The following is a 12,429-nucleotide window of genomic DNA, read 5'->3' as shown; positions in this document are numbered from 1 at the left end:
CGTGATTTTTGTGCTCAAGCAAGGCGTCGCGACGAGTCGTAGCCCGGCTACGGCGAGGAGCGACAACGCAGCATGAGCGCAAAAAGCGCCGCGAATTAGGGTCGTTATTTGTGAAGCACCACACTAAGATACGCGGCACTTTTGGAGGACCCATGGTCGAACACGATTTCCGCTACACCCTTTTCAACCCGCAACACACCCTGATCGAGTGCCGCGCGCTGGTGCCGGGCCGCTACCAGGTCACCGGCAACGGCGGCTCGATCCAGAAAGGCGACGCACTGCTGGTTTCGCTCAAAGGCAGCAAAACCCTGTCCATGCGCCTGACCGTGGACAGCGTGCGCCACCTGATCAACCCCACCGGGCAGTGGGTGGCCGTGGCCCAGGGGCCAGTATTCAACGAACTGGAAATCCACGAGTGGCAAGTCAAGTGCGACGGCTGCGACGCGGTGCTGGACTTCGAGTTCGCCGCCGAAGCCAAGCTCGGCAAGAAAGGCCACGCCCCGGCAGCCACCGCCCGTGTCCAGGAGCTGGGCTGGGCCAGCCAGGGCGACAAGCACCTGTGCCCGCAGTGCCAGGAGCGCGCCTGAGTGAAACAGCTGCTGACCGGCGTGCTGATCGCCACCGGCCTGATGGGCTGCGCGTCGCAACCTTCGAAGCTGCACCAGGAGCAAAGCTACCTGCTGGAGTGGATTGGTGAACGCCCGCTGATCGACTACAGCCACCTGACCCTGACCCTGGCCAGCGATGGCCGTGCCTATGGCAATGCCGGCTGTAACCACTGGTTCGCGCCCTACACGCTGGACGGCGAGCACTTGAGCTTCGGCAAGGTCGGCAAGACCCGCAAGCTGTGCGCGCCAGCGCTGATGGAGCAGGAGAAACGCTTCCTGCAGGCGCTGGAGACGGTGCAGCGCTGGGACGTGTCGCCAATCGAGCAGATCCGCTTCTGGCCGGCCGAGGGCAAGCCGCTGCGGTTCTGGCCTGAGGAAGGCTGAAACCATCGCGGAGCAAGCCCGCACGTGGGGGCGGGCTTGCTCCGCGATGCTGGAACTCAGGCGCCGCCCTGGAGTGCCCTTATCTTCGCCTGCAGCCCTTCAAGCGTCTGCTCGCCCATCAGCTGCTCACGCACCTTGCCCTTATCGTCGATGATGTAGGTCACCGGCAGCGCCTCGCTGCGCGGCAGTTCGTAACGCTCGGCCGGGTCTTGCGCGAGCACGGTGAAGCCGATGCCGAGGGTCTCGGCGGCGGCCTTGAGGTCGGCACCCTGCAAACCATCGAAGTTCACCCCCAGCACCCGGATACCCTGGCTTTCCCACTGCTTGGCAGCAGCATTGAGTTCAGGTATTTCGGTACGGCACGGGCCGCACCATTCGGCCCAGTAATTGAGCACCAACCAGTGCCCGTCGACCTGTTCGGCCTTCACCGTATTGCCGTGCTGGTCCACGCCGTAGTCCGCACCGCAGCCGCCGAGCAGCAGGCTCGCGGTGATGGCCAGTGCAGCTGCCAAACGCCTTGCCATGGGTCAATCCTTCTCGAAGTTTTCAAGCATTGAAGTCGGTCGCTGCGGTTAGAATAGCCGCCACACCCAGCTGGATGCGACCCGTCATGACCGATCTGACCCTCTATCATAACCCGCGCTGCTCGAAATCCCGCGGCGCCCTGGAACTGCTCGAGACACGCGGCCTGGCGCCGACCATCGTGCGCTACCTCGAGACCCCGCCGGACGCCACCGCGCTCAAGCAACTGCTGGCCAAGCTGGGGATCGGCGCGCGGCAACTGCTGCGCACCGGCGAAGACGAATACAAGGCGCTCGACCTGGGCAACCCGGCCCTGACCGACGCCCAGCTGATCGACGCCATGGCGCAACATCCCAAGCTGATCGAACGCCCGATCCTGGTCGCAGGCGACAAGGCCGTGATCGGACGCCCACCCGAGAAGGTCCTGGAGATCCTGCCGTGAGCGAACCCTACATCCTGGTGCTGTACTACAGCCGCCACGGCTCGACCAGCGAGATGGCCCGGCACATTGCCCGCGGCGTCGAGATGGCCGGCCTGGAGGCGCGCCTGCGCACGGTGCCGGCTATCTCCACCGAGTGCGAAGCCGTGGCCCCGGACATCCCGGCCAGCGGCGCGCTGTACGCCACGCTCGACGACCTGCGCCACTGCGCGGGCCTGGCCATGGGCAGCCCGACCCGCTTCGGCAACATGGCCGCACCGCTCAAGTACTTCCTCGACGGCACCAGCAGCCTGTGGCTGGGCGGCGAGCTGGTGGGCAAGCCAGCGGCGGTGTTCACTTCCACCGCCAGCCTGCACGGCGGCCAGGAAACCACCCTGCTGTCGATGCTGCTGCCGCTGATGCACCACGGCATGCTGGTCACCGGCCTGCCCTACAGCGAGTCGGCGCTGCTCGATACCCGCGGCGGCGGCACCCCGTATGGGGCCAGCCACCATGCCGGCGCCGACGGCAAGCGCGAGCTGGACCAGCACGAGATCACCCTGTGCCGAGCCCTCGGCCAACGCCTGGCCAATACGGCCAAGGCCCTGGGTGGCCAGCGTGGCTAGAAAACCCAAGGTGCTGCCGCCGCTGGAGTGGCTCGCCCCACGCGTACGGCTGACCCGCGCCCTGAGCCTGGCTTGCTTCTTCGGCCTGATCGCCCTGCTGGTGGTGAACAACCTGTGGTTCGCCAACCTGCACGGGGCGCGGGTCGAAGTGATCCTGGCCATCGAGCTGATCCCCCTGCTGCTGCTGCTGCCGGGCATGCTGATAGGCAGCGCCCGGGCGCATGCCTGGACCTGCTTCGTGGTCAATATCTACTTCATCAAGGGCGTGCTGGCCGCGTTCGACCCGGCGCGGGCGGTATTTGGCTGGATCGAGGTGCTGGTGAGCCTGGGGTTGTTCGTGGCCGGGCTGCTGTATGTGCGCTGGAAGTTTCAGATCGAGCGGCGCATGGCGGGCGAAGGCGCCTGAATGCATTGGGGCTGCAACGCGGCCCCGGCGATCTCAATGGTTGACGGTATGCGCCAGCATCACCGACAACTGGCATAGTGGCCGCCCGCTTTCGGCATGCCACTGATTGAACGCCTGCTGCACCAGTGCCAGGTCACGCAGGCTGGTCGGCGGCTTGTCGATGATCTTCTGGGCGATCAACGCGGCGGCCATGTCGTCGGTGGGGATGAAGGTGTCCTTGCCGACCATGCGCAGGAAACGCGGAGCCGATAGTCCGCCCAGCTGGTTGCCATGCTTGGCCAGGTACTTCCACAGCCCGACGATATCGGCCTCGGGCCAGTCGGCGATGAACGCGCCGAAACTGCCCTTCTCCTTCGCCACGTCGAGGATCATCTGCGCATTGCGCGGCACGCTCTTGAGCTTGCCCAGGTGGCGGATGATGCGCTCGTCCTGCATCAGCCGCTCCAGGTGCTCGGCGCCCATCAGCACCACTTTCTCCGGGTCGAAGCCAAAGAACACCTGCTCGAACGCCGGCCACTTGGCATCCACCAGGCTGTGCTTGAGCCCGGCGCGGAACACGCGCAGGGCCAGGGTCGACAGGTAGCGGTCGTCGGTGATGTCGCGCAGCTGCGCGGGTGTGCGCGGCTGCGGCAGGAAGGCTTCCAGCGCCTGGGCCGAACCGAAGCGGTTCAGGCAGTACTCATGCAACCACTGGTAATCGCGCATAAGGTCAGATGTTCAGCACGTCGAGGAAGCGCGGGGTGGCGCTCTCGTCGATCTTCAGGCTGGTGAAGTCGAACAGGTTGCGGTCGGCCAGCTGCGACGGCGCGACGTTCTGCAGGGCGCGGAAGATGCTCTCGGTACGGCCCGGGTGCTTGCGCTCCCACTCCACCAGCATGTCCTTGACCACCTGGCGCTGCAGGTTTTCCTGCGAGCCGCACAAGTTGCACGGGATGATCGGGAATTCCTTCATGTCCGAGTAGGCCTGGATGTCCTTCTCGCTGCAGTAGGCCAGCGGGCGGATCACCACGTTGCGGCCGTCGTCGGCGCGCAGCTTCGGCGGCATGCCCTTGAGCGCGCCGTTGAAGAACATGTTGAGGAAGAAGGTCTCGACGATGTCGTCGCGGTGGTGCCCCAGGGCCATCTTGGTCGCGCCGATCTCGTCGGCGAAGGTGTACAAGGTGCCGCGACGCAGGCGCGAGCACAGCGAGCAGGTAGTCTTGCCCTCGGGCACCAGTTCCTTGACCACCGAGTAGGTATCCTTCTCGACGATGTGGTACTCGACGCCCAGTTCCTTGAGGTAGGCCGGCAGCACGTGCTCGGGGAAGCCCGGCTGCTTCTGGTCCATGTTCACCGCGACGATCTCGAACTTGATCGGCGCCACCTTCTGCAGGTGCAACAGAACGTCGAGCATGGTGTAGCTGTCCTTGCCGCCGGACAGGCAGACCATGACCTTGTCGCCATCCTCGATCATGTTGAAGTCGGTGATGGCTTCGCCGGCGAGGCGACGCAGGCGTTTTTGCAGTTTGTTCTGGTTGACCGAGAGGGTGCCCATAGCGCTTGAATCCGCGAGGTGTGACAAAAGCCGGCTATTTTACGCACAAACCGGGCGGCGCAGTAGGTGAATCCGATAAAGACTTCAAGGGAATCAGCACCGGTCCTGACAGCGCGATTTGCTCTAAAAAGCCGGTTTTCTGTGGGGAACGGCTTCCTATACTGCGACATAAGGCCACATTGGCGCAGCACCTGGTGTCCTGGCCTCGGGCCATAGGCGCTCCATCCGGGGGGCGTTTGGCAACGACGATAGGAGTGACCCGTATGATTCATCACGTTGTTGGGCTGTTCACCCACCCCGACCAGGAGTGGCGGGAGATTCGTGGCGAGGACGAAAGCATCAGCCACATGTACCTGACACACACGCTGATCCTGGCGGCGATTCCCGCCGTGTCGGCGTTCATCGGCACCACCCAGGTCGGCTGGGTGATCGGCGAGCGGCCAGCCGTGATGCTGACCATGGAAAGCGCGTTGTGGATGAGCATCATGTCCTACCTGGCGATGCTCGCCGGGGTCGCGGTGATGGGCGCCTTCATCCACTGGATGGCGCGCACCTACGACGCCAACCCGAGCATGGCGCAGTGCATCGCCTTTGCCACCTACACCGCCACCCCGCTGTTCATCGGCGGCCTCGCGGCGCTGTACCCGCACCTGTGGCTGGGCATGCTGATCGGCACGGCGGCGATCTGCTACACCGTGTACCTGCTGTATGTCGGCTTGCCGACCTTCATGAACATACCGTCGGATGAAGGCTTCCTGTTCTCCAGCTCCGTGCTGGCGGTGGGCCTCGTGGTTCTGGTGGCGATCATGGCCGCGACCGTGATCATCTGGGGACTGGGCGTGGGGCCCGTCTACACCAACTGAACGCATACCAACCAGATCCAACCAACACTGGGGCATCACCGAGGCCGCCGCAAGGCGGCCTCGCTTCGTGTGCCTGACCGACGGCTCGGCAGCCGCCCATTGCCTGCGGCATAATGCCCGGTCAGGAGAACTACCCCGCCATGCCCGAGCTGCTCAGACAACGCGTCGAAACCTGTTACCAGCAAGCCGAAACCTTCTTCAAACGCCCCTTCCCGCGCCCGCAGGTCAGCTTCAAGCTGCGCGGACAGAAGGCCGGCGTCGCCCACCTGCACGAAAACCTGCTGCGCTTCAACCTGCAGCTGTACCGCGAGAACGCCGAAGACTTCCTGCGCCAGACCGTGGCCCACGAAGTCGCCCACCTGATCGCCCACCAACTATTCGGCGAGCGCATCCAGGCCCATGGCGAGGAATGGCAGTTGATCATGCGCGGGGTGTACGAGCTGCCACCGAACCGCTGCCACAACTACGAGGTGCAGCGGCGCGTGGCGACACGCTACATCTACCGTTGTCCGTGCCCGGAGAGCGATTTCCCGTTCACCGCCCAGCGCCACAAGCTGGTGCGCCAGGGGCGGCGCTACCTGTGCCGGCGCTGCCGGGAGATCCTGGTGTATAGCGGCGAGACCCGGGTCGAATGATGTACCCCGCGCGCGTGGCGTGGCGTGGCAGCTGATGGACAAACACGCAAGCGCGGGGTTCAAAGCATCAGATATTCAGCCTTGAAAGTCGTCACGCCAGCCAACTTGATCTCGAAGTCCGGCTTGAGGGTACCGCGTACGTTGCCAGACAGGATCTCACGCTCAAAACGCAGTTGTCCGGTACCGGTGAAGGCGGCATCCCCGACAAAGACCAGACTGTCCAGTCCCTCGGATTTCGCCAGGCCACGCAAGTCAATACGATCGCCGGCAGCACCATTGAAATCGGTGACGATATCTCGCCGCTTGCCCACGCCCATGTCAGCGAGCTTCGAGAACACGAACACATCCGCACCCTGGCCACCGCCCAGGATATCGGTGCCCAGGCCCCCTTCGAGAAAATCGTTACCCTTGCCGCCCCTGAGCACATCCCTGCCGCTGTCACCAATCAGCACATCATGACCCCTGCCGCCATACAGACGGTCGGCGCCCATGCCACCATCCAGCACATCGTCGCCTTTGCCACCGATCAGGCAGTCGTCGCCCTTGCCACCCTCAAGCACATCGCGCCCCTTGCCCCCGGCAATCACATCATTTCCATTTCCTCCATCCAATACGTCATCACCGCAGCCTCCTCGCAAGGTGATCGTGGGAGTGGGTTGCATATCATTGGGTTTGCCCATCGGATGATTTCCTTCTTCGGTTGGAATACGCATACCTGGGGTGCCTGTCAGGCCAAGCCGTGCGCCCCCCAGCGAAATCCAATCTACCCGCCGCAGGATCACAACCGTAGATAACCATCTACCACCTCCTCCATGAACGTTCACCCAGGCCGCAGCGACACCAGAAATAAAAAAACCCATCCGAAGATGGGCTTTTGCACTTACCGCGAGGTGGTCAACGCGCCGGGCCTTCGGCCACGCCCAGGTCGTCGGTCGGCCGGGTGTCGACCAGCGGCGAACCGCCGGACGCCAGCTCAGCCTGCAGGGTATCGGTATCCAGCTCCTTGACCCACTTGGCCACGACCACGGTGGCCACGGCGTTGCCGATCAGGTTGGTCAGGGCGCGGGCTTCGGACATGAAACGGTCGATACCCAGGATCAGCGCCAGGCCGGCAACCGGCAGGTGGCCGACGGCCGACAGGGTGGCGGCCAGGACGATGAAGCCCGAACCTGTGACGCCTGCGGCCCCCTTGGAGGCCACCAGCAGCACCAGCAGCAGGGTGATCTGGTGGGTGATGTCCATGGTGGTGTCGGTGGCCTGGGCGATGAACACCGCGGCCATGGTCAGGTAGATCGAGGTACCGTCCAGGTTGAACGAGTAACCGGTCGGGATCACCAGGCCAACCACGGATTTCTTCGCGCCCAGGCGCTCCATCTTGGCCAGCATGCGCGGCAGGGCCGACTCGGAGGACGAGGTGCCCAGCACGATCAGCAGCTCTTCACGGATGTAGCGGATCAGCTTGATGACGCTGAAGCCATGGGCGCGGCAGATACCGCCCAGTACCACCAGGATGAACAGCAGGCAAGTGATGTAGAAGCAGGCCATCAGGTAGCCCAGCTGCACCAGCGAACCCACGCCGTATTGGCCGATGGTGAAGGCCATGGCGCCGAAGGCGCCGATCGGGGCCAGCTTCATGATCATGTTGATGATGTTGAACATGACATGGGCGAAGCGATCGATCAGGTCCAGCACCGGCTTGCCGTAGCTGCCCAGGCGGTGCAAGGCGAAACCGAACAGCACCGAGAACATCAGCACTTGCAGGATGTCGCCGTTGGCGAAGGCGCCGACCACGGTGTTGGGGATGACATTGAGCAGGAAGCCGACGGTGGTCTGCTGCGCGCCGGCGGCGGCATAGGCAGCCACGCTGCTGGCGTTGAGGGTGCTGACGTCGACGTGCATGCCGGCGCCCGGCTGCACCACGTTGACTACCACCAGGCCGATGATCAGGGCGATGGTGGAGACGATCTCGAAGTACAGCAGCGCGTAACCGCCGGTCTTGCCGACCGACTTCATGCTTTGCATGCCCGCGATGCCGCTGACCACGGTACAGAAGATGATCGGCGCGATGACCATCTTGATCAGCTTGACGAAGCCGTCACCCAGGGGTTTGAGGGCTACGCCGGTCTCCGGGTAGTAGTGGCCGAGCAGGATACCGATGGTGATCGCGACGATCACCTGGACATACAGCGATTTGTACAGCGGCTGACGAGTCGTCATGGCTAATTTTTCCTCAAGTGGGCCGGCGCATCCTTCCCAGGATGTCGGGGCACCTGAATCGCGAACCCTCCTGTACCCGGAGGGATTTGTCGTTGTGTTCGAGCGCCTGGGCAGGCCTCTGCCAGGTGAATAGCAAGGGCGATGCCAAAGTGCCCGCTTGAGGTGCACAGCCAATGATTACAGGGTGTGAATGCCCCGGGACGGGGCGCAGTAGCCGGTAGGAAATGGCGGATTTCCGCCCGATGGCGGAAATCGTACAGGGCGGGTTGGCGGGAATCCGCCTCAGAGGTATTCAGTGGGACTTCCCGGTGGGAGCGGGCTTGCCCCGCGATGAGGACCGCTCCGGATGGCACCGGCTTCGCCGGTATCGCGGGGCTAGCCCGCTCCCACGCACCGCCCCCTGCACTGGAAAGGCAGAATCAATCGAGTCGGAAAGCGATACGGAACGCAGCCCCGCCCAACGGCGAATCGCCCAGGCTCAACTCGGCGTCATAGCTGTCGATGATGTCCTTGACCACCGCCAGGCCGATCCCCTGCCCGGGGTGCTGGCGGTCCAGGCGCTCGCCGCGTTCGAGAATACGCTCACGCTGGTCGGGCGGCACGCCCGGGCCGTCGTCCTCGATCCACAGTTCCAGTTGCCCCGGCGCTTCGCGCAGGCTGACCCGCACCTGCCCCAGGCACAACCGGTAGGCGTTCTCCAGCAGGTTGCCGAGCAGTTCAAGCAAGGCCCCCTGTTCCATCGGCACCCGGGCATCGGCCGGGAGATCGAAACCGACCTCGACGCGTTTGTCGCGATAGACCTTGGCCAAGGTGCTGCACAGGCTGTCGAGCAACGGCTTGAGCTCGACCTGGTGCTTTACCAGGCCACTCTTGCGCAGGCTGGCGCGCTGCAATTGGTAGTCGATCTGTTGGCTCATGCGCTCGATCTGGCTCTGCAGCACCCGCGCCTGCTCGCGGTCGCCCTGCTCCATGCTCTCGCCCACGCCCTGCAGCACTGCCAGCGGGGTCTTCAGGCTGTGGGCCAGGTCGTCGAGCGAGTCGCGGTAGCGCTGGCGCTGCTCGCGCTCGCTGCGCAGCAGGCGGTTGAGCGAGCCGGTCAGGCGCAGCAGTTCGCGTGGGTGCTCGCGACTCAGTCCATCCCTGGCGCCGCTCTCCACGTCGTCCAGCTCGGAGCTGAGCCGACGCAGCGAGCGCAGGCCCCAGGTCAGGCCGGCCCAGAGCAGCACCATCAGCGCCAGCAGCGCCGCGCCGAAGCCGAAGTAGAGTTTCTCGCGCAGGCCATTGAGGGTGTCCTGGTATTCGCGGACCGGTTGCAGGGCGACGATGCTGAACGCCGCGCTCTTGCCGCCAAGCAGCCTGACCTCGACGTCATAGACGAAGAACTCCTCGCCGTCGTCCTGGTGAATACGGGCGAATTCGTTGCCACGCCCGTCATAGCGCGGGTGGTAGTTGATGTTGCGGTTGCGCGTGGCCCGCGACTGCCACACCAGCTTGCCCTGGCGGTCGAAGATGTAGCCGAGCAAGCCTGTATACGGCAGGTTGAAACGCTCGTCCGGCAGCAGCGCCGGCATCTGCAACTGGCCATGCTCGATGCGCGCGGCGGAAATCAGCGTGGTCACGTCCGAGGCCAGGCGCTGCTCGATGGACTCCTGCAACGCCAGGCTGAAGGCCTTCTGCAGCGCCGGCAGCAACGCCAGCATGAACAGCAGCGCCAGCAACGCCGCCGCCAGCATCAGGCGCACCCGCAGCGAACGGATCATCGGCAGCGCTCGGTGAACAGGTAGCCCAGGCCACGCACGGTATCGATCGGCTTGAAGCCGTTGTCGCCCTCGAGCTTGCGACGCAGGCGGCCGACCAGCACCTCGATGACATTCGGGTCGCGCTCCTCGTCGTCCGGGTACAGCTGTTCCATCAACCGGTCCTTGGCCACCACCTGCTGGTGATGGCGCATGAGGTACTCGAGGATGCGGTATTCGTAGGCGGTCAGCGCCAGCGGTTGCTCGTCCAGGGTCGCCTGCTTGCGGTTGAGGTCGAGCACCAGCGGGCCGGCGGCGATGGTCGACTGGGTGAAGCCGCTGGAGCGGCGCAGCAAGGCGTTGAGGCGCGCCTCCAGCTCTTCGAACTGGAACGGCTTGACCACATAGTCGTCGGCGCCGGCGGCCAGGCCTTCGACCTTGTCCTGCCAGTTGCCGCGGGCGGTGAGGATCAGGATCGGGAAGGTCTGGCCAAGGTTGCGCAGCTGGCGGATCAGGTCCAGTCCGCTCATGCCCGGCAGGCCCAGGTCGATCACTGCCAGGTCGTGGTTGTACTGCTCGGCCTGGTACAAGGCTTCCTCGGCGTTGGCCACTGCCTGCACCACATGGCCGCCTTCGCCGAGGCGGGTGAACAGGTGATGACGCAGCAGCGCCTCGTCCTCGACCACCAGCAATTTCATGCAGTTCTCCTTTGAATAGCGAATGCCTGTACCGGCCTCATCGCGGGGCAAGCCCGCTCCCACGGGTCATGCACTCCTCGCGATGAGGCCGGTACAGGATAACAGCGACCTCAGAACTTGTAGCTCGCCGCCAGGTAGGTCTGCGCGCTGCTGGTCAGGCGCAGGGTGCCGTCCTTCGGCCCGCCGTGGGCGCCGATCTCGGTGGCGGCGTTGCTGCGCAGGTAACGGTAGCCCATCTCCACCGAGGCCTTGTCGGTGATTTCCTGGATCACGCCGGCCTGCAGGCCCACGGCATAGCCGTAGTCGGTGTCGCGGCTGGCGCCCGGCGAGTCCTGGGTCAGCTTGGTCATGCCCAGGGTGCCGCCGCCGAACAGCTTGGTGGTATCGCCCACCGGCAGGAACAGGTCGTAGCTACCGAGCAGGTTTTCCTGGCGTAGCTTGACGCCGCTGTGGTCACCCGAGACGTTGTCGTAGGTCATGTAGTAGCGGCCCTGGTCGTTGATCTTGCCCAGGCGCACGCCCCAGGTGCTGTCCTTGCCGATGATGCCGTCGGCGTTCAGGTTGTCGGTGTTGCGTTGCAGCAGGCCGGACTTGCGCACTTTGTCGCTGGTCTGGCCGTAGGTCAGGCTGGCGAAGTTGTCATCGGCCTGGGCGGCGGTGGTGAGGCCGGCGGCGCAAACCGCCATGGCGGCGATCAGGGTATTGAGCGTTTTCATGGTTCAGGTACTCCGGGTTGGATGCGTTGTTTCTGTCTGGGGACTAGAGTAGGGAGGGCGCCCTGAACCCCTGCTGAACCCGGCCTGAACCTGGGCTGAACGAACCGAACAAGGAGCTCGACCATGCGTACCCTGCTTGCACTGGCCCTGTTGTGCGGCGCCACCCTCGCCCAGGCGGCGGTGCAGACCCGCGAGATCCCCTACCAGGATACTGACGGCAATCGTCTGATCGGCTATTACGCCTACGACGACGCCGTCGAGGGCAAACGCCCGGGCGTGGTGGTGGTGCATGAATGGTGGGGGCTGAACGACTACGCCAAGCGCCGCGCCCGCGACCTCGCGGCGCTGGGCTACAACGCCCTGGCCATCGACATGTACGGCGATGGCAAGAACACCGAGCACCCCGCCGATGCGCAGGCGTTCATGGCCGCGGCAATGAAGGACCCAGCGGCCGCCGCCCGGCGCTTCGATGCCGGGCTGGAGCTGCTGAAGATCCAGCCCAACACCAACAAGCACCAGCTGGCGGCCATCGGCTACTGCTTTGGCGGCAAGGTGGTGCTGGACGCGGCGCGCCGCGGTGAGAAGCTCGACGGCGTGGTGAGCTTCCATGGCGCGCTGGTGACCCAGACGCCGGCCAAGCCGGGGGTGGTCCGGGCCAGGATCCTGGTAGAGCATGGCGAGGCCGACAGCATGGTCACCCCGGAGCAGGTGGCGGCGTTCAAGGCGGAGATGGATGCGGCCAAGGCGGACTACAAGTTCGTCGGGATCCCGGGGGCCAAGCATGGCTTCACCAACCCGGATGCCGACCGGTTGAGCCATGGCGGGCATGGCGGGCCGGATATCGGCTATGCCAAGGCGGCTGACGAGAGCTCGTGGAAGGATATGCAGGCGTTCCTGAAGGATGCGCTCGACTGATGATCGCCGGGGCCGCTTTGCGGCCCTTTCGCCGGCAAGCCGGCTCCCACAAAAGATGGCGACGCCCCCTGTAGGAGCCGGCTCGCCGGCGAAAGGGCTGCGCAGCAGCCCCAAAATCTGTGCTCCACCACCAGCCACCAGGCTGGCACAA

At 64.7% G+C, this 12,429-nt stretch carries 16 protein-coding genes; 8 read left to right on the top strand and 8 right to left on the bottom strand.

Features of this window, described 5'->3' with window-relative positions; genetic code table 11:
* Positions 1–152 precede the first annotated feature (152 nt).
* Together LOY42_RS06605 and LOY42_RS06600 are read left to right on the top strand one after the other, a co-directional pair.
* The gene (locus LOY42_RS06605; RefSeq protein ID WP_094011801.1) at positions 153–587 is read left to right on the top strand and encodes a hypothetical protein; all 435 of its coding nucleotides are present in this window, start codon (positions 153–155) and stop codon (positions 585–587) included.
* Complete coding sequence (locus LOY42_RS06600) at positions 588–992, top strand: META domain-containing protein (protein WP_139673576.1); 405 nt, start codon at positions 588–590, stop codon at positions 990–992.
* A 56-nt stretch (positions 993–1,048) separates the two neighbouring features.
* On the opposite strand, the gene LOY42_RS06595 is transcribed toward LOY42_RS06600, so the two are convergent.
* Positions 1,049–1,516, bottom strand: coding sequence for a TlpA disulfide reductase family protein (locus LOY42_RS06595; protein WP_258600070.1), 468 nt, complete (start codon positions 1,514–1,516; stop codon positions 1,049–1,051).
* An 86-nt stretch (positions 1,517–1,602) separates the two neighbouring features.
* On the opposite strand from LOY42_RS06595, the gene arsC reads away from it, so the two are divergent.
* Genes arsC through LOY42_RS06580 form a run of 3 tightly spaced genes read left to right on the top strand, consistent with a single transcriptional unit; the run spans position 1,603 to position 2,964 of the window.
* A complete protein-coding gene (gene arsC / locus LOY42_RS06590; protein WP_139673582.1) occupies positions 1,603–1,956 on the top strand; it encodes an arsenate reductase (glutaredoxin) in 354 nt (117 codons plus the stop codon).
* Complete coding sequence (wrbA, locus tag LOY42_RS06585; protein WP_046854520.1) at positions 1,953–2,558, top strand: NAD(P)H:quinone oxidoreductase; 606 nt, start codon at positions 1,953–1,955, stop codon at positions 2,556–2,558. Before arsC ends, wrbA begins: the two co-directional genes overlap by 4 nt.
* Positions 2,551–2,964 carry a DUF2069 domain-containing protein gene (locus LOY42_RS06580; RefSeq protein WP_139673585.1) on the top strand — a complete coding sequence of 138 codons (414 nt, stop codon included), beginning with the start codon at positions 2,551–2,553 and terminating at the stop codon, positions 2,962–2,964. The genes wrbA and LOY42_RS06580 overlap by 8 nt, the downstream gene beginning before the upstream one ends.
* 33 nt (positions 2,965–2,997) lie before the next feature.
* Here LOY42_RS06580 and LOY42_RS06575 read toward each other — a convergent pair whose 3' ends face one another.
* Together LOY42_RS06575 and ttcA are read right to left on the bottom strand one after the other, a co-directional pair.
* Positions 2,998–3,669 (bottom strand): DNA-3-methyladenine glycosylase I, encoded by a 672-nt coding sequence (locus LOY42_RS06575; RefSeq protein WP_139673588.1) that lies wholly within the window; start codon positions 3,667–3,669, stop codon positions 2,998–3,000.
* Between the two features lie 4 nt (positions 3,670–3,673).
* Positions 3,674–4,498: a tRNA 2-thiocytidine(32) synthetase TtcA gene (gene ttcA / locus LOY42_RS06570; RefSeq protein ID WP_023630777.1), complete on the bottom strand. Its 825-nt coding sequence runs from the start codon at positions 4,496–4,498 to the stop codon at positions 3,674–3,676.
* Positions 4,499–4,761: 263 nt separating this feature from the next.
* Here ttcA and LOY42_RS06565 point away from each other — a divergent pair, with 263 nt between their 5' ends.
* Together LOY42_RS06565 and LOY42_RS06560 are read left to right on the top strand one after the other, a co-directional pair.
* Positions 4,762–5,361, top strand: a complete 600-nt coding sequence (locus LOY42_RS06565) for a Yip1 family protein (RefSeq protein ID WP_023630778.1) — start codon at positions 4,762–4,764, stop codon at positions 5,359–5,361.
* A 140-nt stretch (positions 5,362–5,501) separates the two neighbouring features.
* Positions 5,502–5,996 carry a SprT family zinc-dependent metalloprotease gene (locus LOY42_RS06560; protein WP_046854519.1) on the top strand — a complete coding sequence of 165 codons (495 nt, stop codon included), beginning with the start codon at positions 5,502–5,504 and terminating at the stop codon, positions 5,994–5,996.
* 59 nt (positions 5,997–6,055) lie between these two features.
* On the opposite strand, the gene LOY42_RS06555 is transcribed toward LOY42_RS06560, so the two are convergent.
* The 5 genes from LOY42_RS06555 to LOY42_RS06535 form a co-directional block, all read right to left on the bottom strand.
* Positions 6,056–6,709, bottom strand: coding sequence for a calcium-binding protein (locus LOY42_RS06555; protein WP_218571131.1), 654 nt, complete (start codon positions 6,707–6,709; stop codon positions 6,056–6,058).
* Between the two features lie 181 nt (positions 6,710–6,890).
* Complete coding sequence (locus tag LOY42_RS06550; RefSeq protein WP_139673594.1) at positions 6,891–8,213, bottom strand: dicarboxylate/amino acid:cation symporter; 1,323 nt, start codon at positions 8,211–8,213, stop codon at positions 6,891–6,893.
* 419 nt (positions 8,214–8,632) lie between these two features.
* Positions 8,633–9,973 (bottom strand): ATP-binding protein, encoded by a 1,341-nt coding sequence (locus tag LOY42_RS06545; protein ID WP_139673597.1) that lies wholly within the window; start codon positions 9,971–9,973, stop codon positions 8,633–8,635.
* Positions 9,970–10,647 (bottom strand): response regulator, encoded by a 678-nt coding sequence (locus tag LOY42_RS06540; RefSeq protein ID WP_023632177.1) that lies wholly within the window; start codon positions 10,645–10,647, stop codon positions 9,970–9,972. Before LOY42_RS06540 ends, LOY42_RS06545 begins: the two co-directional genes overlap by 4 nt.
* 110 nt (positions 10,648–10,757) lie before the next feature.
* Entirely contained in the window at positions 10,758–11,363 is a 606-nt protein-coding gene (locus LOY42_RS06535) for an outer membrane beta-barrel protein (RefSeq protein ID WP_102683608.1), read from the bottom strand.
* A 123-nt stretch (positions 11,364–11,486) separates the two neighbouring features.
* Here LOY42_RS06535 and LOY42_RS06530 point away from each other — a divergent pair, with 123 nt between their 5' ends.
* Positions 11,487–12,278 carry a dienelactone hydrolase family protein gene (locus LOY42_RS06530; RefSeq protein ID WP_258600063.1) on the top strand — a complete coding sequence of 264 codons (792 nt, stop codon included), beginning with the start codon at positions 11,487–11,489 and terminating at the stop codon, positions 12,276–12,278.
* Positions 12,279–12,429 lie beyond the last annotated feature (151 nt).

The sequence above is a fragment of the Pseudomonas sp. B21-023 genome, assembly GCF_024749165.1.
In the GTDB taxonomy this organism is placed as follows: Bacteria; Pseudomonadota; Gammaproteobacteria; order Pseudomonadales; family Pseudomonadaceae; genus Aquipseudomonas.
This window is presented reverse-complemented; position numbering and strand designations above follow the sequence as displayed.

Coding starts and splice junctions, on each gene's coding strand:
- LOY42_RS06560 (WP_046854519.1), top strand. CDS start 5,502: ATGCCCGAGCTGCTCAGACAACGCGTCGAAACCTGTTACCAGCAAGCC.
- LOY42_RS06575 (WP_139673588.1), bottom strand. CDS start 3,669: ATGCGCGATTACCAGTGGTTGCATGAGTACTGCCTGAACCGCTTCGGT.
- arsC (WP_139673582.1), top strand. CDS start 1,603: ATGACCGATCTGACCCTCTATCATAACCCGCGCTGCTCGAAATCCCGC.
- LOY42_RS06540 (WP_023632177.1), bottom strand. CDS start 10,647: ATGAAATTGCTGGTGGTCGAGGACGAGGCGCTGCTGCGTCATCACCTG.
- LOY42_RS06545 (WP_139673597.1), bottom strand. CDS start 9,973: ATGATCCGTTCGCTGCGGGTGCGCCTGATGCTGGCGGCGGCGTTGCTG.
- ttcA (WP_023630777.1), bottom strand. CDS start 4,498: ATGGGCACCCTCTCGGTCAACCAGAACAAACTGCAAAAACGCCTGCGT.
- LOY42_RS06565 (WP_023630778.1), top strand. CDS start 4,762: ATGATTCATCACGTTGTTGGGCTGTTCACCCACCCCGACCAGGAGTGG.
- LOY42_RS06555 (WP_218571131.1), bottom strand. CDS start 6,709: ATGCGTATTCCAACCGAAGAAGGAAATCATCCGATGGGCAAACCCAAT.
- LOY42_RS06550 (WP_139673594.1), bottom strand. CDS start 8,213: ATGACGACTCGTCAGCCGCTGTACAAATCGCTGTATGTCCAGGTGATC.
- LOY42_RS06530 (WP_258600063.1), top strand. CDS start 11,487: ATGCGTACCCTGCTTGCACTGGCCCTGTTGTGCGGCGCCACCCTCGCC.
- LOY42_RS06535 (WP_102683608.1), bottom strand. CDS start 11,363: ATGAAAACGCTCAATACCCTGATCGCCGCCATGGCGGTTTGCGCCGCC.
- LOY42_RS06605 (WP_094011801.1), top strand. CDS start 153: ATGGTCGAACACGATTTCCGCTACACCCTTTTCAACCCGCAACACACC.
- LOY42_RS06595 (WP_258600070.1), bottom strand. CDS start 1,516: ATGGCAAGGCGTTTGGCAGCTGCACTGGCCATCACCGCGAGCCTGCTG.